Origin of the sequence: Paenibacillus woosongensis, from assembly GCF_009725165.1 — a bacterium.
GTDB classification, from domain to species: Bacteria; Bacillota; Bacilli; order Paenibacillales; family Paenibacillaceae; genus Fontibacillus; species Fontibacillus woosongensis.
Genome location: NZ_WNZW01000011.1, coordinates 13,957 through 29,510, shown reverse-complemented (window position 1 = coordinate 29,510; position 15,554 = coordinate 13,957). Strand labels below are relative to the sequence as shown.

The following is a 15,554-nucleotide window of genomic DNA, read 5'->3' as shown; positions in this document are numbered from 1 at the left end:
TATGAAAATTCGAACACTTATAAAACTAATCATTACATCTGCAATGAGCCTGTCTCTTCTCGGACCAGCCCTACCGTCAGCACTTCATGCTGCAGAGCAGATTTCCTTCACGGACGTTAAGAAGGGCTCCTGGTATGAAGAGACTGTGCAATGGGCCGTTTCCAAGGAAATGGTCAAAGGGTACGCTGACGGGACATTCAAACCGAATCAAACGGTAAGCGAAGCCGAATTCCTCGCTATGCTGCTGCGGGCTTTCGAGCCGGAGCTGGTTACCTCCGCCCAACAAGGCCATTGGGCAGATGCTTATTATGACCGGGCGAAGCAGCTAAATTATCCGCTCATCGGCTACAAAGAGCTCTTATCTAGAAATCAACCGATTTCCCGGGAGCAGGTTGCCGAATTGGTCACCGCCACGGAAGGCGTCAACTTCAGCGGCGATCATGCCATCCACTACGTGCTTGCCTTCGGGCTCGCTACGGGGAAAGACCCGAATATCGTAAGCGTGGACAGCTATGAAGGCAAAAGCGCCTTGACGCGCGCTGAAGCTCTGCAGTTTATCAAAAATGTCAGCGAATACGGCATCGGCGGATTGCTGGAAAGACCAGATGAGAAGAATGATCCACAGGATCTTCCCGAGCTATAATCTGCCGCAAAACGCCCAACCTCTGCTTCAATAGAGGTTGGGCGTTTTATTATTGGTATGAAATTTACATAAGCATACGTTAGGGTGTAAATCCGGCGTCCTACTCTGGGATCATCTACGCCCCAGCCCTTTTATGATGCAGAAAGCATTTCATTGTCTATAATACCGCTGCCGCTGCGCTTCAAACAGCAGCACCGAAGCGGCCATGGCCACGTTCAACGATTCCGCCTGCCCCCGCATCGGGATAAGCAGCCCGTCGTCCATCAGCTCACGCACGTTCGCACTCAGGCCTCTTGCTTCGCTGCCGAACAGCAGCCATACCGGCCCCGTAAAGTCATATGCGTAGCAGCTCGCTGCCGCCTGCAAGCTCGTTCCGGCCAGCCGGATCCCCCGGGCTTTGGCCTGGGGCAGAATGTGGGCCAGGTCACCTTCAATGACGGGCAAATGGAATAAGGAGCCCATTGTTGAACGAATGACCTTCGGGTTGTATATATCCGCACAGCCTAGGCCGACGATCACGCCGTTCGCACCAACGGCATCCGCGCTGCGAATGATCGTGCCGACGTTCCCGGGGTCCTGCACACCGTCCAGCACGACAACGAGGCTGCGTTCCTCTGTCAGCAAGGACTCGAGCTCGCCGCGGCGTTTGCGGGCGATGGCGAACACCGGCTGCGGCGTCTTTGCATCGGTGCATTTGCCGATAATCGCCGCCGTTACACCGATCCACTCCACATCCAGCGAGGCGGCAGCTGCCTCCGACAGCTCGGCGGGGATCCCCCGCTCAATTTCATAGCATACGCATTCCAGATCGGCTCGCGCCTTCAGTGCTTCCTGCACCAAATGAATGCCCTCAATTACATACTTCAGGTGCTTATCCCGGTTTTTCTTCTCAAGCAGTCCAGCCCATTCCTTCACGCGGGGATTGTTCGGAGAAGTAATTTGCTGCATCAGTCGTTCAACCCCTTCGATTATGATTCCGAATAAGCCAGCTCAAGCTTCGTCAAATCATTCTTCTCGCCGACAATGACAAGCACGTCGCCTTCTTCAAGCCGGTCGTTGGCCGCCGGCGAAATATTCATTTTGCTGCCCGTCTTGATTGCCATGACGTTGCAGCCGAACTTGGCCCGAATATCAAGCTCCTTCAGGTTCTTGCCAACCATCGCCTTCGTGATCTGCAGATCAACGATGCTGTATTCGTCCGACAGCTCAATGTAGTCGAGGATGTTCGGCGAGGTCAAGTGATGGGCCAGGCGAAGCCCCATATCCCGCTCCGGATAGATCACCTTGTCTGCACCGATCTTATTCAACACCTTGCCGTGCAGCTCATTCTGGGCTTTAACGATAATGATTGGCCCTCCCAGGTCTTTAAGGATCAGCGTCGTCAAAATGCTGGCTTGAATATTCTCGCCGATCGCCACGACCACGACATCGAAATTGCGTATGCCCAGCGCGCGAAGCGCCTCTTCGTCCGTAGAGTCTGCGGATACGGCATGCGTCACGATATTGGATACGGCCTGCGTGCGCTGCTCGTTGGTGTCGATCGCCAGGACATCAAAGCCCATATTGCTTAAAGCGCTGGCCACGCTGAGCCCAAAGCGACCCATGCCGATGACAGCGTATTGTTTTTTTGCGGATTGTGCCATGTTTCCACCTACCCGAGTCCATATTTATGCGAAATAGTATACCACAACCCGTCCCAAACTTGTATTTTCAGAGCAAGAGCCGGGAACATTAACACCGGGCAATGACTATTTCAAGGAGGTATAGATATGCCAATTACTCTTGACCTTAGACAAGCGGTTGTGCATAAAATGCACGGCAAAAACGAAGCAGGCCTGCGGGATATGGTAGAGGGCTCGATCGATGCCCAGGAAACTGCGCTTCCAGGCCTTGGCGTCGTTTTCGAGATCATCTGGAAGCATATCGACGACGCCAAGAAAGATGAATTGATCTCTCTCCTGAGCGGAGAGCTTGCTTCTGCCGAGCTGAAGCCATTGAAATAAGGATAGCCCGCCATCATCGCAGCACAAGAAGCCTCCTTACCTATGATACCTGTAAGGAGGCTTCTTTGTTATATAGTACTGGAGCAAACTATGCTTAGCCCCGGCTTATAGCATTAGCCTTTCCGGCTCGTTTTTGCCTTAGGGCGCTGTCTCCAGGAACTTCGCATCCGGATTTTTCTCCATCGCAGTTCTCATCGCGTACTCGTTCTCAAACAAGACGACATAATTGCCTTTCTTATCCGTCACCAGCGTCGAATTAATCCGGAATTTCGAAGGATCCACCTTGTCCGCGACAATCCAGCGCGCGAATTGGAACGGCATCCGCTGCAGCTGCACATCGACGCCGTATTCCGCCTTCATGCGGTATTCGAACACCTCGAACTGAAGCTGCCCTACGACACCCAGCAGCATGTCCTCGAAGCCTACCGTCGTGAACACCTGAATGGTCCCTTCTTCCGTCAGCTGATCGATCCCCTTCTGATACTGCTTATGCTTCAGAGCATTCTTTACGGTGACTTTGGCAAAAATCTCCGGCGAGAAGGTCGGCAGCTCATCAAATTCGATCTCTCTTCCTTGGCTGAGCGAATCGCCGATCCGGAAAATGCCGGGATCGAACAGCCCGATAATATCGCCAGGATAAGCCTCGGTGACGATATCCCGATCCTGAGCCAGGAATTGCTGCGGCTGAGACAGCTTGATCTCTTTGCCTGCCCGGACATGCTTCACCGACATGCCTCGCTCGAATTTGCCCGACACGATGCGCAGGAAAGCGATGCGGTCGCGGTGCGCCGGGTTCATGTTCGCCTGGATTTTGAACACGTAGCCGGAGAACTTCTCGTTCGTCGGCTCGACCAATCCGGTCAAGCTATGGCGCGGCTCCGGTTTTGGAGCAAGACGCAGGAAGTTTTCCAGGAACGTCTGGACACCGAAATTATTGACGGCGCTGCCGAAGAAGACCGGAGTCAGCTCACCGCGGCTGATTTTCTCCATATCAAAGGGATCACCCGCTACATCAAGGAGCTCCAAGTCCTGGCAGAGCTGATCATGCAGGTATTCACCGGCCAATTCACGAATCACAGGGTCATTGTAATTCTCGACCTTCTTTACTTGGATCTGGGAATGATCATTCCCTTGGAACAATTCAACCTGATTGTTCATCCGGTCGTAAATGCCCGACAGCTCGCGTCCCGAACCGATTGGCCAGTTCATCGGCACAGAGCGGATACCCAGCACCTGCTCCAGCTCCTCCATCAGATCAAACGGGCTCCGGCCTTCCCGGTCCAGTTTGTTGATGAAGGTAAAAATCGGAATGCCCCGCTTGGCGCAAACCTGGAACAGCTTGATCGTCTGTACCTCGACGCCCTTGGCCACGTCAATCAGCATGACAGCTGCGTCTGCAGCAGTCAATGTACGGTAGGTGTCCTCACTGAAATCCTGGTGGCCCGGCGTATCCAGAATGTTGATCCGATGGCCGTTATAGTCAAACTGCATGACGGAAGAAGTGACGGAAATTCCGCGCTGCTTCTCGATTTCCATCCAGTCGCTTGTCGCATGCTTGCTTGCCTTGCGAGCCTTAACGGATCCTGCCAGACGAATCGCGCCGCCGAACAGCAATAATTTCTCGGTTAATGTGGTTTTCCCGGCATCCGGGTGGGAAATGATCGCGAACGTCCGCCGCTTATTCACTTCCTCCTGCAGCACTTGCCCCAATGCTTTGCTCATGTATCACTAGTCCTCTCATTCCACAAATTCACGTTGTATATTGTAACATATTTTGTCTCTTTGTACGCAAAAACACCCTCACATCTTGGGAGATGTCGAGGATGCTTTTGTGCTTGCCCGGTATTAGCTTATGCTTACAGGCGCTATATGGTCACTTGGCCGTTCGAGATTCGGTAGAAAAATCTCCCCAAATGATGCTTTCCCGCAGTGGACGGCGGCCGCTCGGCACATTCCTTTCCCTGAATTTATCCAGCAAAAGCTCCGTGCTTCCCGGATATCCGAGTGCAATTACAGCATGAAGCTCAAAATTCGCCGGAATGCTTAGCAGCTCCCTTGCCTTTACCCGATCATATCCGCCGATGGCCCGGGTGTTCAGTCCTAGCAAGGAAGCCTGCAGTGCGAGGCTTGCCCATGCCGCCCCTGTGTCGAAGGCATGCGCCCCATTCAGCTTACCATCCTCTTGCACGGAGGATATTAGAAGGATAAGCACAGGCGCCTGAGCCGCCCACTCCAGATTACCGGGAACAATAAACTCATGGAACAGTTTCAACTGGCCCTCTTCCCTGGCTACGATAAACCGCCACGGTTGAAAATTATTCGAGGAAGGTGCCCAACGCGCAGCCTCCAGAATCGCAAGCAGCGTTTGCTCAGGCAGCGGCCGGGCGGCAAATGCCCGGGATGACCAGCGATTTATGAATAACGGATCGGCTCCGTGATCCGCTATGCGGAGCAGAGCCTCTTCCTTAATAGAACTTGCTGAGACAGGTATGGTTGTTAGTTCCGAATGACTCATACTTCGATACTCTCCTCTCATTATGGCTTTGGCTATTTATTTTACTTTTCAATTTGCAGGATTCTAATGAATGCGTCTATGGAATAGCGCGAACGGCCAATTGATGCATGTATTCATGCGATGACACCGGCTTGCGCCCCGGGCCCCATCCGACCTTCTCGCGGTAGCCGCCAAGCAGCCCGCGTTCCTCCAGCGCCGCTTCCCGCACCTTCTCGCGTCCCTCCGCAAAGGGCGATACGTACATCGCATCAGCGGGACAATACAGCTCGCACATGAAGCAGGTCTGGCAATCGTCCTGACGGGCAATTACCGGAGTCCCGTCAGCTCCTAGATCAAAGACATCGGTTGGGCAGACGCTGACACAAAGATTGCATTTCACACAGCGGCTCTCGCTAATCAACTCGATCATTGCAGCACAGCCTCCTTGCCGATCGGCTCCGGCCTGACGCTGATTTCATCCAATCCCCAGGTGATCAGGCGGTGGTGCTGGGTCTGATCCTCCCTGGGATAATCTTTGCGCCTATGCATCCCCCGCGACTCACGGCGGGCTAGTGCGGACTGGTACATCCACCGGGCCGTAGCCGCCATCGCCGCCGCCCCGCGCAGCTTCACGCCTTCACGGTCCCATCCGGCCCGATCATTCCGGAGCGTCTGCCACACCTGTTCCAGCCGTGTAAGCGATGCCTGCAGCCCCGCCTCAGAGCGAAAAAGATTCCGGTCATAAGGCATGACCTCCTCCTGCACCATCTTTGCATACTGCTCCGGAGTATGCCCTCTTCTCTCTGAGGCACGGCTGTCCAGCGGCAGCGAGAGGGCTGACAACCCCTTAACCCGTCGCTGGACAGCACGCGGTCCCAGCCGCCGGGCATATTCCGCAGCGCCGTCCCCCGCAAAGCTGCCCGACGACATCGCCCATGCAGCGTTATGGCTGCCCCCGCCAGTAAACCCGCCGCATATAAGCTCCCTGGTCGCCGCATCTCCGGCGGCATACAGCCCGGGCACCTTCGTCGCGCATGATGCGTCGACGATATGAATGCCCCCGGTTCCGCGGACTGTTCCCTCCAGGCGCAGCGTGACGGGAAAGAAATCCTGGAACGGATCGATCCCGCAGCGGTCAAAGGGCAGAAAAAAATTGCTCTGACCCACCCGCAGCAGCGGCCGTATTTCCGCGGGCGCCAAATCAAGCCGCGCATAGACCTGCCGGCCAGCCAGCAAATTCTGAGCGATGATGGAGCGCCCCTGTTTTGATCCGGCTCCTTCGACCAACGACCCGTCCTCATAATAGAACGAGGCGTACTGATAATAAGCCGTCTTGGTTACAGAAGCAAAGGCAGGCGAAATCCCATAAGCATTGGAAAACTCCATGCCCGAGAATTCTGCTCCGGCTTCCGCGGCCATCAGGTAACCGTCTCCTGTCAGTACGTTGCAGCCTAGGGCTTTGCTCAAGAAGGCGCATCCTCCCGTCGCAATGACGACAGCTGCAGCCCGAACGGACCAGGCCTGCCCAGTTCGAGTCCGGACCCCTGCAGCTCCCCCCACGCCGTATTCATCGGCCAGCAGCTCAAGGGCGGGACTGTGATCCAATATTTTCACTCCCGCCCGTTTCACCGTCCTGCGCATTAAGCGCATATACTCCGGGCCCTGCAATCCCCGCCGATGCTGCTGTCCCTGCCCATTTTCAGGGAAAGGATATCCCCATTCGGCGAGCATGCCCATATTGTCATAAGTCTGATCAAGCACGCGGTTCATCCATTGTGCGTCGGCCAGTTGCCCTCCCAAAAAGTAACGGCTGCGCTTCGCCTCTTCCCGGGCGTCCGCCTCTGGTCTGACGTACCATACGCCCGTACCTGACGGGGCCGTCGCCCCGCTCGTACCGCAATACCCTTTATCGACCAGAACGACCTGAGCTCCTTTCCTTGCTGCTGTAATTGCCGCCCAGGCACCAGCCGGTCCGCCGCCAATAACCAATACGTCCGCTGATAAATCCACTCTCTTCTCCCGCATGCCATTCACCTCCTGGCCAAACAAAATGGAGGCATCCCCTTATTTCGGGAATGCCTCCATTCGAATGGTCGACTATAATTCTTACTATTCATATGAGAATAATCACTTTGTTATTTTATACAATAACAAGACACCCTGCATTTGTCAATAAACGAAGCCGCCCATCAGCCTAAAGCTGACAGACGGCTTTTATGTTAACCTTTGATCCAGATGACGTTATCTTCTTCCTGTCCGTTAACCGGCCACCAGTGGAAACCATCCTGCGCAAGCAGCTGATCGGCTTCCTCCGGCCCCCAGGATCCTGCCGCATAGGTGCTGATATCGCCGGACTCCTGTGCCCAGGCAGATGCGATGCGGTCTACAAACGCCCACGCGGTAGCTACTTCGTCCCAGCGGGTAAAGTAGGTCGAATCGCCGTTAGCGGCATCATGGATCAGTCGCTCGTAAGCCTCAGGCGAGTTGATGCCGACCTGGCAGCTTTGACAGAACTCCATTGCCAGCGGGCTGATCTGCGATTCCGTTCCCGGTTTCTTCGCATTGATCTTGATATAGATCCCTTCCATCGGGTTAACGCGGATAACGAGCAGGTTCGGCTCAAGCTTGTGCTTCTGGCCCAAGTATACATTGGTAGGCATTTGCTTGAATTCGACAACGACCTCTGTCGTCTTGACTGGAAGGCGTTTGCCCGTGCGAATATAGAATGGAACCCCAGCCCAGCGGAAATTGTCCACATAGACTTTGGCTGCGAAATACGTCTCCGTATTGGAGTTCGGATCCACCTTATCCTCCTGACGATAGCCCGGCAGCGTCTTGCCGCCGCTTTCGCCTTCGGCATATTGTCCGCGCACTACGTTTTCCTTCACTTCCTGCGCCGATGCGTAAGGGCGAAGCGAACGAAGCACCTTCACCTTCTCATCGCGAATGTCCTCAGCAAGCAGTCGGCTTGGCGGCTCCATGGCAATCATCGTAAGCAGCTGCAGCATGTGGTTCTGCCCCATATCCCGCAGCGCCCCGGCATTGTCGTAATACCCGCCGCGCTCTTCGACACCGACAGTCTCGCTCAGCGTAATTTGAATATTGGAAATATGCTTGTTGTTCCAAAGCGGCTCAAAGAATGCATTCGCAAAACGGATCACTTCGATATTCTGTACCATCTCTTTACCGAGATAATGGTCGATCCGGTAGATCTCTTCCTCTTTGAACACTTGGTTCAACTCTTCGTTCAGCTTCTGAGCAGAGATCAAATCGTAGCCGAACGGCTTCTCGATTACAAGGCGATGCCATCCGCTGCTGTCAAGCATGCCGCCCTTCTGCAAGTTGAAGGATACGTTGCCGAACAGTTCCGGAGCAAGCGCCAGATAGAACAGACGATTGCCAGGGATGCCGAAGCGCGCCTCTACTTCCTCAGTCTGCTGCAAAAGCTCCCGGTATCCGTCTATATTGTTAATGTCGAGTGATTTGTACGAAAAATGCTCTGCAAAACGACTCCACTCCGCATCATCCTCGACCGAATAACGGCAAAATTCCTGAATGGAACGATATACATCATCACGGAATTCTTCTCCTGAGCGGGGACGTCTCGCCACGCCGATAACCGCAAAATCTTCACCGAGCTTCCCTTCGCGATACAACGAGTATATTGCGGGAAACAACTTGCGCCGAGCTAAATCTCCGGTTGCTCCAAAAATGAAATATACCGCCCCTGGTGTCTTCACTGAATCTAGATTTTGTATTTCAGTCATGGCTCCTCATTCTTTCTATGTAATATAGTGTATATTTATTCATTCTCCCATCAATGCCTTAACCTTATACAGCATCAAAGCATGTGATGATATTTTAGCATATTCACTACAAGGATGCCATCAAATTCATATCAAATTTAGTTATGCTCATCGAAAATTCATCTAATATTTATCTAAGATCAATTAATATTCAACAGTCAACAACGGCGAACCGATGGATACGTCATAACGCTCCGACTCTGTATTCCAATGCAGTGCAAGCTGCAGGCTGATCTCTTGTCCGGCACTTCGAGCCTTAATCGGCAAATCCTCCGCAGCATAAGATCTGCTAACCGTCCGCTCGTCCGCAAAACTCTCCTCCGCCCGCAGCTTCAACTGCTCCTTCATCCGCGACTCAAGCTTGGCAAAGGCAGCCAGGGCAGGCATAGGATTGGCCTCTCCTGCTCCGGCGGTATCATCCTGCCAAGAATCTGGCCATTCCGGCGCACTAACAACCCCAGCGGCTTCCCCCTGCAGGGCGGCATTCCATTTAGCGCGTACTCCCTCTCTGAGAAGCGCCTCTCCCCAGGACTCCCCGGCCTCCGGCAGCCGCTGCAAGCTTTCGTCCGTTCTATTCTCCAACCGCAGAATGACATAATAGCTCCCTTCTTCCTGCAGCGTTAACGCCAGCTTGCCATGGATAATGTCTTCCGCTCTTCCGGAAGCTCCCTCAGCGTAAAACACCTGATTTCCATGCACCTTTTCCGTATAACGATCCGCCAGTCCCAAACGATCAGCGAGCAGTTCCCCCGCTTCCTCCAAGGACAACATCGTATGCCATTCCCCTTGCCATTTTACGGTGGCCTGCCTGCTGCCCTGGATTAAACCTTCGCTTGCAGCCAGCAGTTGTCTGAGCTGCGTCCGGGACGATGCAGCCTCGGCCGAATAAGCGGCATCCGCCATAGCGGCTGTGCCGGCTGTGTTTAACGATTTGATTATGATTGCTCCGGCCACAATAGCCATCATGAGAATTCCCCAACGATTTTTCACGCATCATCTCTCCCCAAACATGCTACAAATCTATCAATAGATTCGCCAAATAGAGAGACTTTTATACGTCTGCATATCCTTCCTCTGCCTGGAAAATACTAAGCGCACTTAACCCGACTGGAGGCTGATGCGAATGAATTCCCCGAAACCTACGGCTCTGCAAGCCATCATGACCATCATGCTCACGGTCGGCATCACGAACCATGTATTTATTATTCCCGCGCTGCTTCAGGTCGCTAAGAGGGATGCCTGGTTTTCCGTCATTCTATCGATCGTGCCATTTGCCCTGCTTACCCTGCTGATTGCGTATATTTCTGCCCGTACCAAAGGTAAATCCTTGCCAGACTGGCTTGAAGGCAGCTACGGAAAAATGGTGTCCGTTCCATTCAAATTGATTTCCGCCGCCTATTTTCTTGGCACGGCCTGGTTCGCTCTGTTCGACACCATTATGTGGACGAAGGTAACGTTCCTGCCCTACACGCCGATGATCATCACGGCCGCCGTGTTAATGCTGATCTGCCTGATTGCCGCTCAGCTGGGAGTAAACTCCATGGCCTATGCCTCCGGCGTCCTGCTGCCGTTCGTTGTCCTTTTGGGATTTTATGTAGCGACCGTTAATGTCCAATACAAAGATTACCACCAATTGCTGCCGCTTCTGGAGCATGGCTGGGCTCCCCCGCTCAAGGGAGTAATTTACGCCTGCACAGGGTTGTTCGAAATTTTCTTTCTTCTGTTTCTGCAGCCTTATTTAAAGGCACCTTTGACGAACAAGCACTTTGTGATCGTAGGCTTCATTCTTGTCGGTCTAACACTTGGCCCGCTCACCGGTTCCATCGCGGAATTCAATCCGCACGAGGCGTCCCTGCAGCGTTATCCCGCCTATGAACAGTGGAGGATCGCTGGGTTTGGAAAATACGTCTCCCAGACCGACTTTTTCTCGATCTACCAATGGCTGGCCGGAGTTACTGTCCGTATTGCCGTAGCTTTATTCATCGCGACGGACATATGGAACATCAGCAAGAAGCACCAGCGCAGTGCACTGCTGTTACTTTACGCCGTCGGGTTGACCCTGCTGTGCCTTACTACCTTTACGGATATCCAGTTTCAACATCTGATGATCCGGTTCATGTTTCCGTTCAATACAGGCCTCATTCTGATCGTTACCCTGCTGCTAGCCCTTGCCGTCTTTATTTCAGCCCACAAGAAAGGAGAATCCGGCACATGATACTTGATCCATCGTCATCACGGGCACTGAGAGAACCCGAGCGTATCGACACTTCATTTTTGCGGGAATATTTCTCGAAATCGGCCGATGTTCTCGTTCACGACCTGGAAGGAGGGGACAAAGAGGCAAACCAGCCTGTTACCATCATATATTGCGAAGCCGTAACGGACACGAAGCAGCTGAATCAGACTGCCCTGCCCGGCCTGACAGCGCTATTTGAGGAATTCCCTGAACCGACAGTCCAAAATATCGAGCGTAACCGCCATCTTCCTCTAAGCCTACTGCCCAAAGATACATTGCTGCGGGATCTAACCGCGAAGGTGTACAGCGGAAGCTTAATCATCTATTTTCAGAAGCAGAATGCCTTTTTCAGTCTCGACATTGCCGACCCGCCGGCCCGCACCCCCGAGGAGCCTACGACGGAACCCTCCATCAAGGGACCGCATGACGGGTTCACCGAGGAACTGACTACAAATACGGGACTGCTGCGCAAGCGCCTGCGGACGCATTCCCTTTGTGTGGAGCATTTTACTGCCGGGAGGCGCGGCGAGAATAAGATCGGCCTTTTTTATATTCAGGACATTATTAACGAAGGAATACTACAGGAAATTCGTACAAATTTAAGCAAAATAGACACCGACGCGATTGTAGGCACATCTTACATTGAGGGTATCGTAGCGAATAAAAAAAATGCCTTCTTCCCATTATCAGATTACACCGGGCGGCCTGATTTTGCCGTTGATGCACTGCTAAAGGGGAAATTTGCCGTCATCGTGGACGGCATTCCAATGGCGATCCTTGCTCCCGTGTCGATCATCACCCTTTTTACCTCACCAGAGGATGAGAATACTTCCAGCTACGTTGTAGCCATGCAGAAAATTCTCCGCGTTTTTGGCCTGCTGATTTCCATGCTGCTGCCAGGGTTTTATGTCGCACTCACAAGCTTTAATTTGGAGCAGATACCGCTTCCCCTGCTGGCAACGATCAGCAACTCACGGCATGGCCTTCCCTTTCCCGTTCAGATGGAGGCCTTCATCATGCTGTTTTTGTTTGAAATTTTCAATGAAGCCGGACGGCGTTTGCCCAAGACTGTGGGACAGACGGTAACCGTTGTCGGCGGACTGATCATCGGCGATTCCGCGATTCGGGCGGGCATCACCTCGCCGACGATTATCGTAGCGGTTGCCATATCAATGGTAGCGACCTACACCCTTGTGAACCAATCACTTACAGGAACGGTTTCGCAATTTCGCTTGTATATTCTGTTTGTTTCTTCCATCCTGGGCATGTTCGGATTCTTGGTCAGTGTTATCGGTCTCGTCTTTTATTTGGCCTATCTCGAATCATACGGCGTTCCCTATTTGTCACCGCTGTCTCCGTTCCACAGGAACATCGTCCAAGCCATCATAAATAGGCCGTCTGGCAGCAGTAATCAGCGGCCAGAGACATTTCACCCTAGGGATAATACTTCGAAAGGAGAATAGCCGGTGAAACGAAAGTTTGTCCTCATCGCCGCTTGTATGGCCGTCCTGTTATCCGGCTGCTGGGACGCCAAAGAACCCCAGAGCGTCAATTTCGTTACGGCGCTAGGCATTGATTACGTTAAAGGAGAATATACGATCTATGCGCAGGTTCTTGCCTTTGGCGACATTTCCAAGCAGGAAAGCTCCGCTAACACGGAAGAGACCCAAGTATGGATTGCTACCGGCAAAGGGGAGACAATCTCGAAAGCTCTTATGAGCATCTACCCGGCTTCGCAGCAGATGACGTTATGGACTCATGTGAAAGCCATCGTCTTCTCCAAATCGCTGCTTAACAGCAATCTGAGCGAGTGCCTGAACTCTCTCCTGCGCTCCAGCGAGCTGCGCTATACGCCTTGGGTCTACGGAACCGATCAGGACATTCCTTCTATTTTATCTGGAGTATCGCTATTGAATCAGTCCGCCTTGAACTCCGAATTGATGGATCCCCGGGAGGTATATGAGCAGCTCTCCACTATAGAGCCATTGCGTCTTATTAAGCTGATGAACGGGATTAGAGAGCCTGCTGCAACCGTATTAATCCCGTCCATTAAGCTGACGGATCAGGTATGGTCATCGAAGGAGAAGCCTATTTCGCTAGTCAGGCTGGATGGGGCTTACGTTATTTCCAAGGGTGAGAATAAGGGGTTTCTGGATGACGGCCTGCTGAGCGGAGCCAGATGGGTGGCCTTCAAGAACATGCACAGATATCCTTTGCTGCTGAACACAAAAGACGGAGGCCAGGCTCAAATCAATATTCTAAAATCGAAGCCATTGGTGAGGGTGCGTTTGGACGGAGGGGAAATTAAATTTAACGTAAAAATCAATCTAACCGCTGCGGTTTCCGAGGTGAATGGACATCCGGCGCCCACTTCCCTCCAAATCAAGGAAGCCGCGGCCGCACAAATTAAACAACAAATCACTGACAATTTTCATGCCGCCAAGGCAAAAAAAATCGATATTTACGGGATAGAGGACATTCTGTACCGAAGGTTCAATAAACAATGGAAAAAGATGACCGCCGGCCCAGGAGGCGAGGATCATCTTTTCTCATCGTTACAGCTTGAAAATACGGACGTAGATGTGAAGCTGATGCATTCCAGCACCTACAAGATCAAATATCATTAGAAAAGCAACAATTAGCGCCTATTCCGCCAGCCCGTTTTTGTAAGCATAGATAGCCGCTTGAGTGCGGTCTTCTACACCCAGTTTGGCCAAAATATTCGTGACGTGGAATTTCACAGTTTTAATGCCAATCACTAGATCGTCAGCGATATCCTGATTGGATTTCCCTTGGGCGACCAAGCGCAGCACGTCCATCTCCCGTTCTGTAAGCTCCTCATGGGCCGGCGTCTCGGTCTTCGGCTGCCGGAACCGGTTCATCATTTTGGAAGCGACCTGCGATTCGAGAACAGACTGACCTCGTGCCGCAGCACGAATGGCGTCGGCCACTTCGGAAGCGCGCGACGTCTTTAGAAGATAGCTGAACGCTCCCGCCTCGATGACGGGGTACATTTTCTCATCGTCGAGATAACTCGTCAGGACGATAACCTTGCAATCAGGATAGAGCTTAAGCAGCTGCCGCGTCGTCTCGATCCCGTCCATTCCTTCCATGACGAGATCCATCAGTACTACGTCCGGCTTGTATTCCTGGGCGAGCCTGATGCCTTCCTCTCCACTGCTGGCCTCGCCGACCACTTCAATGCCTTCTTCCGTGCCGAGCACGGCTGCCAGGCCGATCCTGACCATTTCGTGGTCGTCCACCAGCAGTACTTTGATATCATTGTCCATCTCCATGATACTCCTCCTCTCCGCTCTCTTCGGTCATTAACGGTACGGTAATTTCGATCCGCGTCCCTTTACCCGGGGCGGTAATGAATTGAATCGAGCCGCCGATCTCGTGTACGCGCTCCTGCATTGTGGATAAGCCATAGGAAGCCTGCTTCTTCTCGTCAAGCTCAAAGCCTACTCCGTTGTCGCGGAGAATAACCTTGACCGTCTCCGCCTTTCTATGAATGCGTATCTCCATCTTATCGGCCTTGGCATGCCGCAGCGTATTCGACATGGCCTCCTGGATAATGCGGAACAAGTGATTCTCTATGCCCTTGCTGAGCTTCAAATCCTCATCGATTTCCAGCGTTAAATCCATAGGAACCTTCGTCTTCAGCTCGCGTACCAGCTCCAGCAGCCCTTGAGACAGCTCTTTGCCCTCCAGATAGACCGGTCGGAGGTGCAGCAGCAGAGCTCTCATCTCCGACTGGGCCACCGAGGCCATTTCCTCGATCAGTTCCACCTGGCGCTGGGCCTTGTCGAAATCCTTCTCCAAGGTACGGCCTACCGCCGTCGCCGTCATCGATATCGCGAACAGCTGCTGGGAGACCGCATCATGGAGCTCGCGGGCCAGCCGCTGACGCTCCTCGACGATCGCCGATACCCTCGCCTGCTCGGCTAGCTGAGCATTATGCGTAGACAAACGCTGCAAGGAGGTTACCTGCTCCTCCCAGCGTTTCCCAATCCTCTCCAGCTGCTCCCCAAGCCGGCCCAGCTCATCTTCACCCAGCTTCGGAACCATTCCTGTCTGATTCCCCTTCTCCCATTGCAGCAAGGAATCACGAAGCAAATCGATCCTTCGTTTGGCGCGGTAGCCCTGAAGGAAGCCGTACACCGCCCCGATAACAAGGAGCAGTGTAAATAAGGTCAATCCGGCCTGAATGCCGGTTTTCCAGGATGTTGATGGTAAGAAATACCCGTATGTATACAAAATATAAATGATTCCCGCAAGCAGCACAAAAGACAGGAGGATCCCATCCCGCATACTGCGAGATACCATGTTGGACGGCTTTTTCTTTCTCATGGCAGGTCAATCCTCCTGT

15 protein-coding genes are annotated in these 15,554 nt (G+C 53.0%); 5 read left to right on the top strand and 10 right to left on the bottom strand.

Annotation, left to right across the window (positions count from 1 at the left end):
• Position 1: 1 nt before the first annotated feature.
• On the top strand, positions 2-643 hold the full coding sequence (locus tag GNP95_RS20145; RefSeq protein WP_155612628.1) for an S-layer homology domain-containing protein: 642 nt from the start codon (positions 2-4) through the stop codon (positions 641-643).
• 150 nt (positions 644-793) lie between these two features.
• On the opposite strand, the gene GNP95_RS20140 is transcribed toward GNP95_RS20145, so the two are convergent.
• Together GNP95_RS20140 and GNP95_RS20135 are read right to left on the bottom strand one after the other, a co-directional pair.
• Positions 794-1,591, bottom strand: a complete 798-nt coding sequence (locus GNP95_RS20140; protein ID WP_155612627.1) for a TrmH family RNA methyltransferase — start codon at positions 1,589-1,591, stop codon at positions 794-796.
• 20 nt (positions 1,592-1,611) lie between these two features.
• The gene (locus GNP95_RS20135; RefSeq protein WP_155612626.1) at positions 1,612-2,286 is read right to left on the bottom strand and encodes a potassium channel family protein; all 675 of its coding nucleotides are present in this window, start codon (positions 2,284-2,286) and stop codon (positions 1,612-1,614) included.
• 126 nt (positions 2,287-2,412) lie between these two features.
• Between GNP95_RS20135 and sspI the strand changes: the two genes are divergently transcribed.
• Complete coding sequence (gene sspI, locus GNP95_RS20130; protein ID WP_155612625.1) at positions 2,413-2,646, top strand: small acid-soluble spore protein SspI; 234 nt, start codon at positions 2,413-2,415, stop codon at positions 2,644-2,646.
• Positions 2,647-2,784: 138 nt separating this feature from the next.
• On the opposite strand, the gene GNP95_RS20125 is transcribed toward sspI, so the two are convergent.
• From GNP95_RS20125 to GNP95_RS20100, 6 genes are all read right to left on the bottom strand, one after another.
• Entirely contained in the window at positions 2,785-4,368 is a 1,584-nt protein-coding gene (locus tag GNP95_RS20125; RefSeq protein WP_155612624.1) for a peptide chain release factor 3, read from the bottom strand.
• Positions 4,369-4,519: 151 nt separating this feature from the next.
• Positions 4,520-5,161: a nitroreductase family protein gene (locus GNP95_RS20120; protein ID WP_155612623.1), complete on the bottom strand. Its 642-nt coding sequence runs from the start codon at positions 5,159-5,161 to the stop codon at positions 4,520-4,522.
• Between the two features lie 76 nt (positions 5,162-5,237).
• Positions 5,238-5,570, bottom strand: a complete 333-nt coding sequence (locus GNP95_RS20115; protein WP_155612622.1) for a 4Fe-4S dicluster domain-containing protein — start codon at positions 5,568-5,570, stop codon at positions 5,238-5,240.
• Positions 5,567-7,165 (bottom strand): FAD-dependent oxidoreductase, encoded by a 1,599-nt coding sequence (locus GNP95_RS20110; protein ID WP_155612621.1) that lies wholly within the window; start codon positions 7,163-7,165, stop codon positions 5,567-5,569. The genes GNP95_RS20115 and GNP95_RS20110 overlap by 4 nt, the downstream gene beginning before the upstream one ends.
• Positions 7,166-7,359: 194 nt before the next feature.
• Positions 7,360-8,907 carry a glucose-6-phosphate dehydrogenase gene (gene zwf, locus GNP95_RS20105; protein WP_155612620.1) on the bottom strand — a complete coding sequence of 516 codons (1,548 nt, stop codon included), beginning with the start codon at positions 8,905-8,907 and terminating at the stop codon, positions 7,360-7,362.
• A gap of 183 nt (positions 8,908-9,090) precedes the next feature.
• Complete coding sequence (locus GNP95_RS20100; RefSeq protein ID WP_155612619.1) at positions 9,091-9,936, bottom strand: hypothetical protein; 846 nt, start codon at positions 9,934-9,936, stop codon at positions 9,091-9,093.
• Between the two features lie 133 nt (positions 9,937-10,069).
• Between GNP95_RS20100 and GNP95_RS20095 the strand changes: the two genes are divergently transcribed.
• From GNP95_RS20095 to GNP95_RS20085, 3 genes are read left to right on the top strand one after another with little or no spacing between them, the layout of a single operon-like run.
• The gene (locus tag GNP95_RS20095; protein WP_196427258.1) at positions 10,070-11,161 is read left to right on the top strand and encodes a GerAB/ArcD/ProY family transporter; all 1,092 of its coding nucleotides are present in this window, start codon (positions 10,070-10,072) and stop codon (positions 11,159-11,161) included.
• The gene (locus GNP95_RS20090) at positions 11,158-12,645 is read left to right on the top strand and encodes a spore germination protein (protein ID WP_155612617.1); all 1,488 of its coding nucleotides are present in this window, start codon (positions 11,158-11,160) and stop codon (positions 12,643-12,645) included. Before GNP95_RS20095 ends, GNP95_RS20090 begins: the two co-directional genes overlap by 4 nt.
• Positions 12,646-12,648: 3 nt before the next feature.
• On the top strand, positions 12,649-13,809 hold the full coding sequence (locus GNP95_RS20085; protein WP_155612616.1) for a Ger(x)C family spore germination protein: 1,161 nt from the start codon (positions 12,649-12,651) through the stop codon (positions 13,807-13,809).
• Between the two features lie 18 nt (positions 13,810-13,827).
• On the opposite strand, the gene GNP95_RS20080 is transcribed toward GNP95_RS20085, so the two are convergent.
• Both GNP95_RS20080 and GNP95_RS20075 read right to left on the bottom strand, forming a co-directional pair.
• A complete protein-coding gene (locus tag GNP95_RS20080) occupies positions 13,828-14,472 on the bottom strand; it encodes a response regulator (protein ID WP_155612737.1) in 645 nt (214 codons plus the stop codon).
• The gene (locus GNP95_RS20075) at positions 14,462-15,535 is read right to left on the bottom strand and encodes a sensor histidine kinase (RefSeq protein ID WP_155612615.1); all 1,074 of its coding nucleotides are present in this window, start codon (positions 15,533-15,535) and stop codon (positions 14,462-14,464) included. Before GNP95_RS20075 ends, GNP95_RS20080 begins: the two co-directional genes overlap by 11 nt.
• Positions 15,536-15,554 lie beyond the last annotated feature (19 nt).

What these genes read in the sequence shown, in the direction of transcription:
- GNP95_RS20080 (WP_155612737.1), bottom strand. Translation starts at nt 14,472, where the DNA reads ATGGACAATGATATCAAAGTACTGCTGGTGGACGACCACGAAATGGTC.
- GNP95_RS20075 (WP_155612615.1), bottom strand. Translation starts at nt 15,535, where the DNA reads ATGAGAAAGAAAAAGCCGTCCAACATGGTATCTCGCAGTATGCGGGAT.
- GNP95_RS20115 (WP_155612622.1), bottom strand. Translation starts at nt 5,570, where the DNA reads ATGATCGAGTTGATTAGCGAGAGCCGCTGTGTGAAATGCAATCTTTGT.
- GNP95_RS20145 (WP_155612628.1), top strand. Translation starts at nt 2, where the DNA reads ATGAAAATTCGAACACTTATAAAACTAATCATTACATCTGCAATGAGC.
- sspI (WP_155612625.1), top strand. Translation starts at nt 2,413, where the DNA reads ATGCCAATTACTCTTGACCTTAGACAAGCGGTTGTGCATAAAATGCAC.
- GNP95_RS20120 (WP_155612623.1), bottom strand. Translation starts at nt 5,161, where the DNA reads ATGAGTCATTCGGAACTAACAACCATACCTGTCTCAGCAAGTTCTATT.
- GNP95_RS20140 (WP_155612627.1), bottom strand. Translation starts at nt 1,591, where the DNA reads ATGCAGCAAATTACTTCTCCGAACAATCCCCGCGTGAAGGAATGGGCT.
- GNP95_RS20095 (WP_196427258.1), top strand. Translation starts at nt 10,070, where the DNA reads ATGAATTCCCCGAAACCTACGGCTCTGCAAGCCATCATGACCATCATG.
- GNP95_RS20090 (WP_155612617.1), top strand. Translation starts at nt 11,158, where the DNA reads ATGATACTTGATCCATCGTCATCACGGGCACTGAGAGAACCCGAGCGT.
- zwf (WP_155612620.1), bottom strand. Translation starts at nt 8,907, where the DNA reads ATGACTGAAATACAAAATCTAGATTCAGTGAAGACACCAGGGGCGGTA.
- GNP95_RS20110 (WP_155612621.1), bottom strand. Translation starts at nt 7,165, where the DNA reads ATGCGGGAGAAGAGAGTGGATTTATCAGCGGACGTATTGGTTATTGGC.
- GNP95_RS20125 (WP_155612624.1), bottom strand. Translation starts at nt 4,368, where the DNA reads ATGAGCAAAGCATTGGGGCAAGTGCTGCAGGAGGAAGTGAATAAGCGG.
- GNP95_RS20135 (WP_155612626.1), bottom strand. Translation starts at nt 2,286, where the DNA reads ATGGCACAATCCGCAAAAAAACAATACGCTGTCATCGGCATGGGTCGC.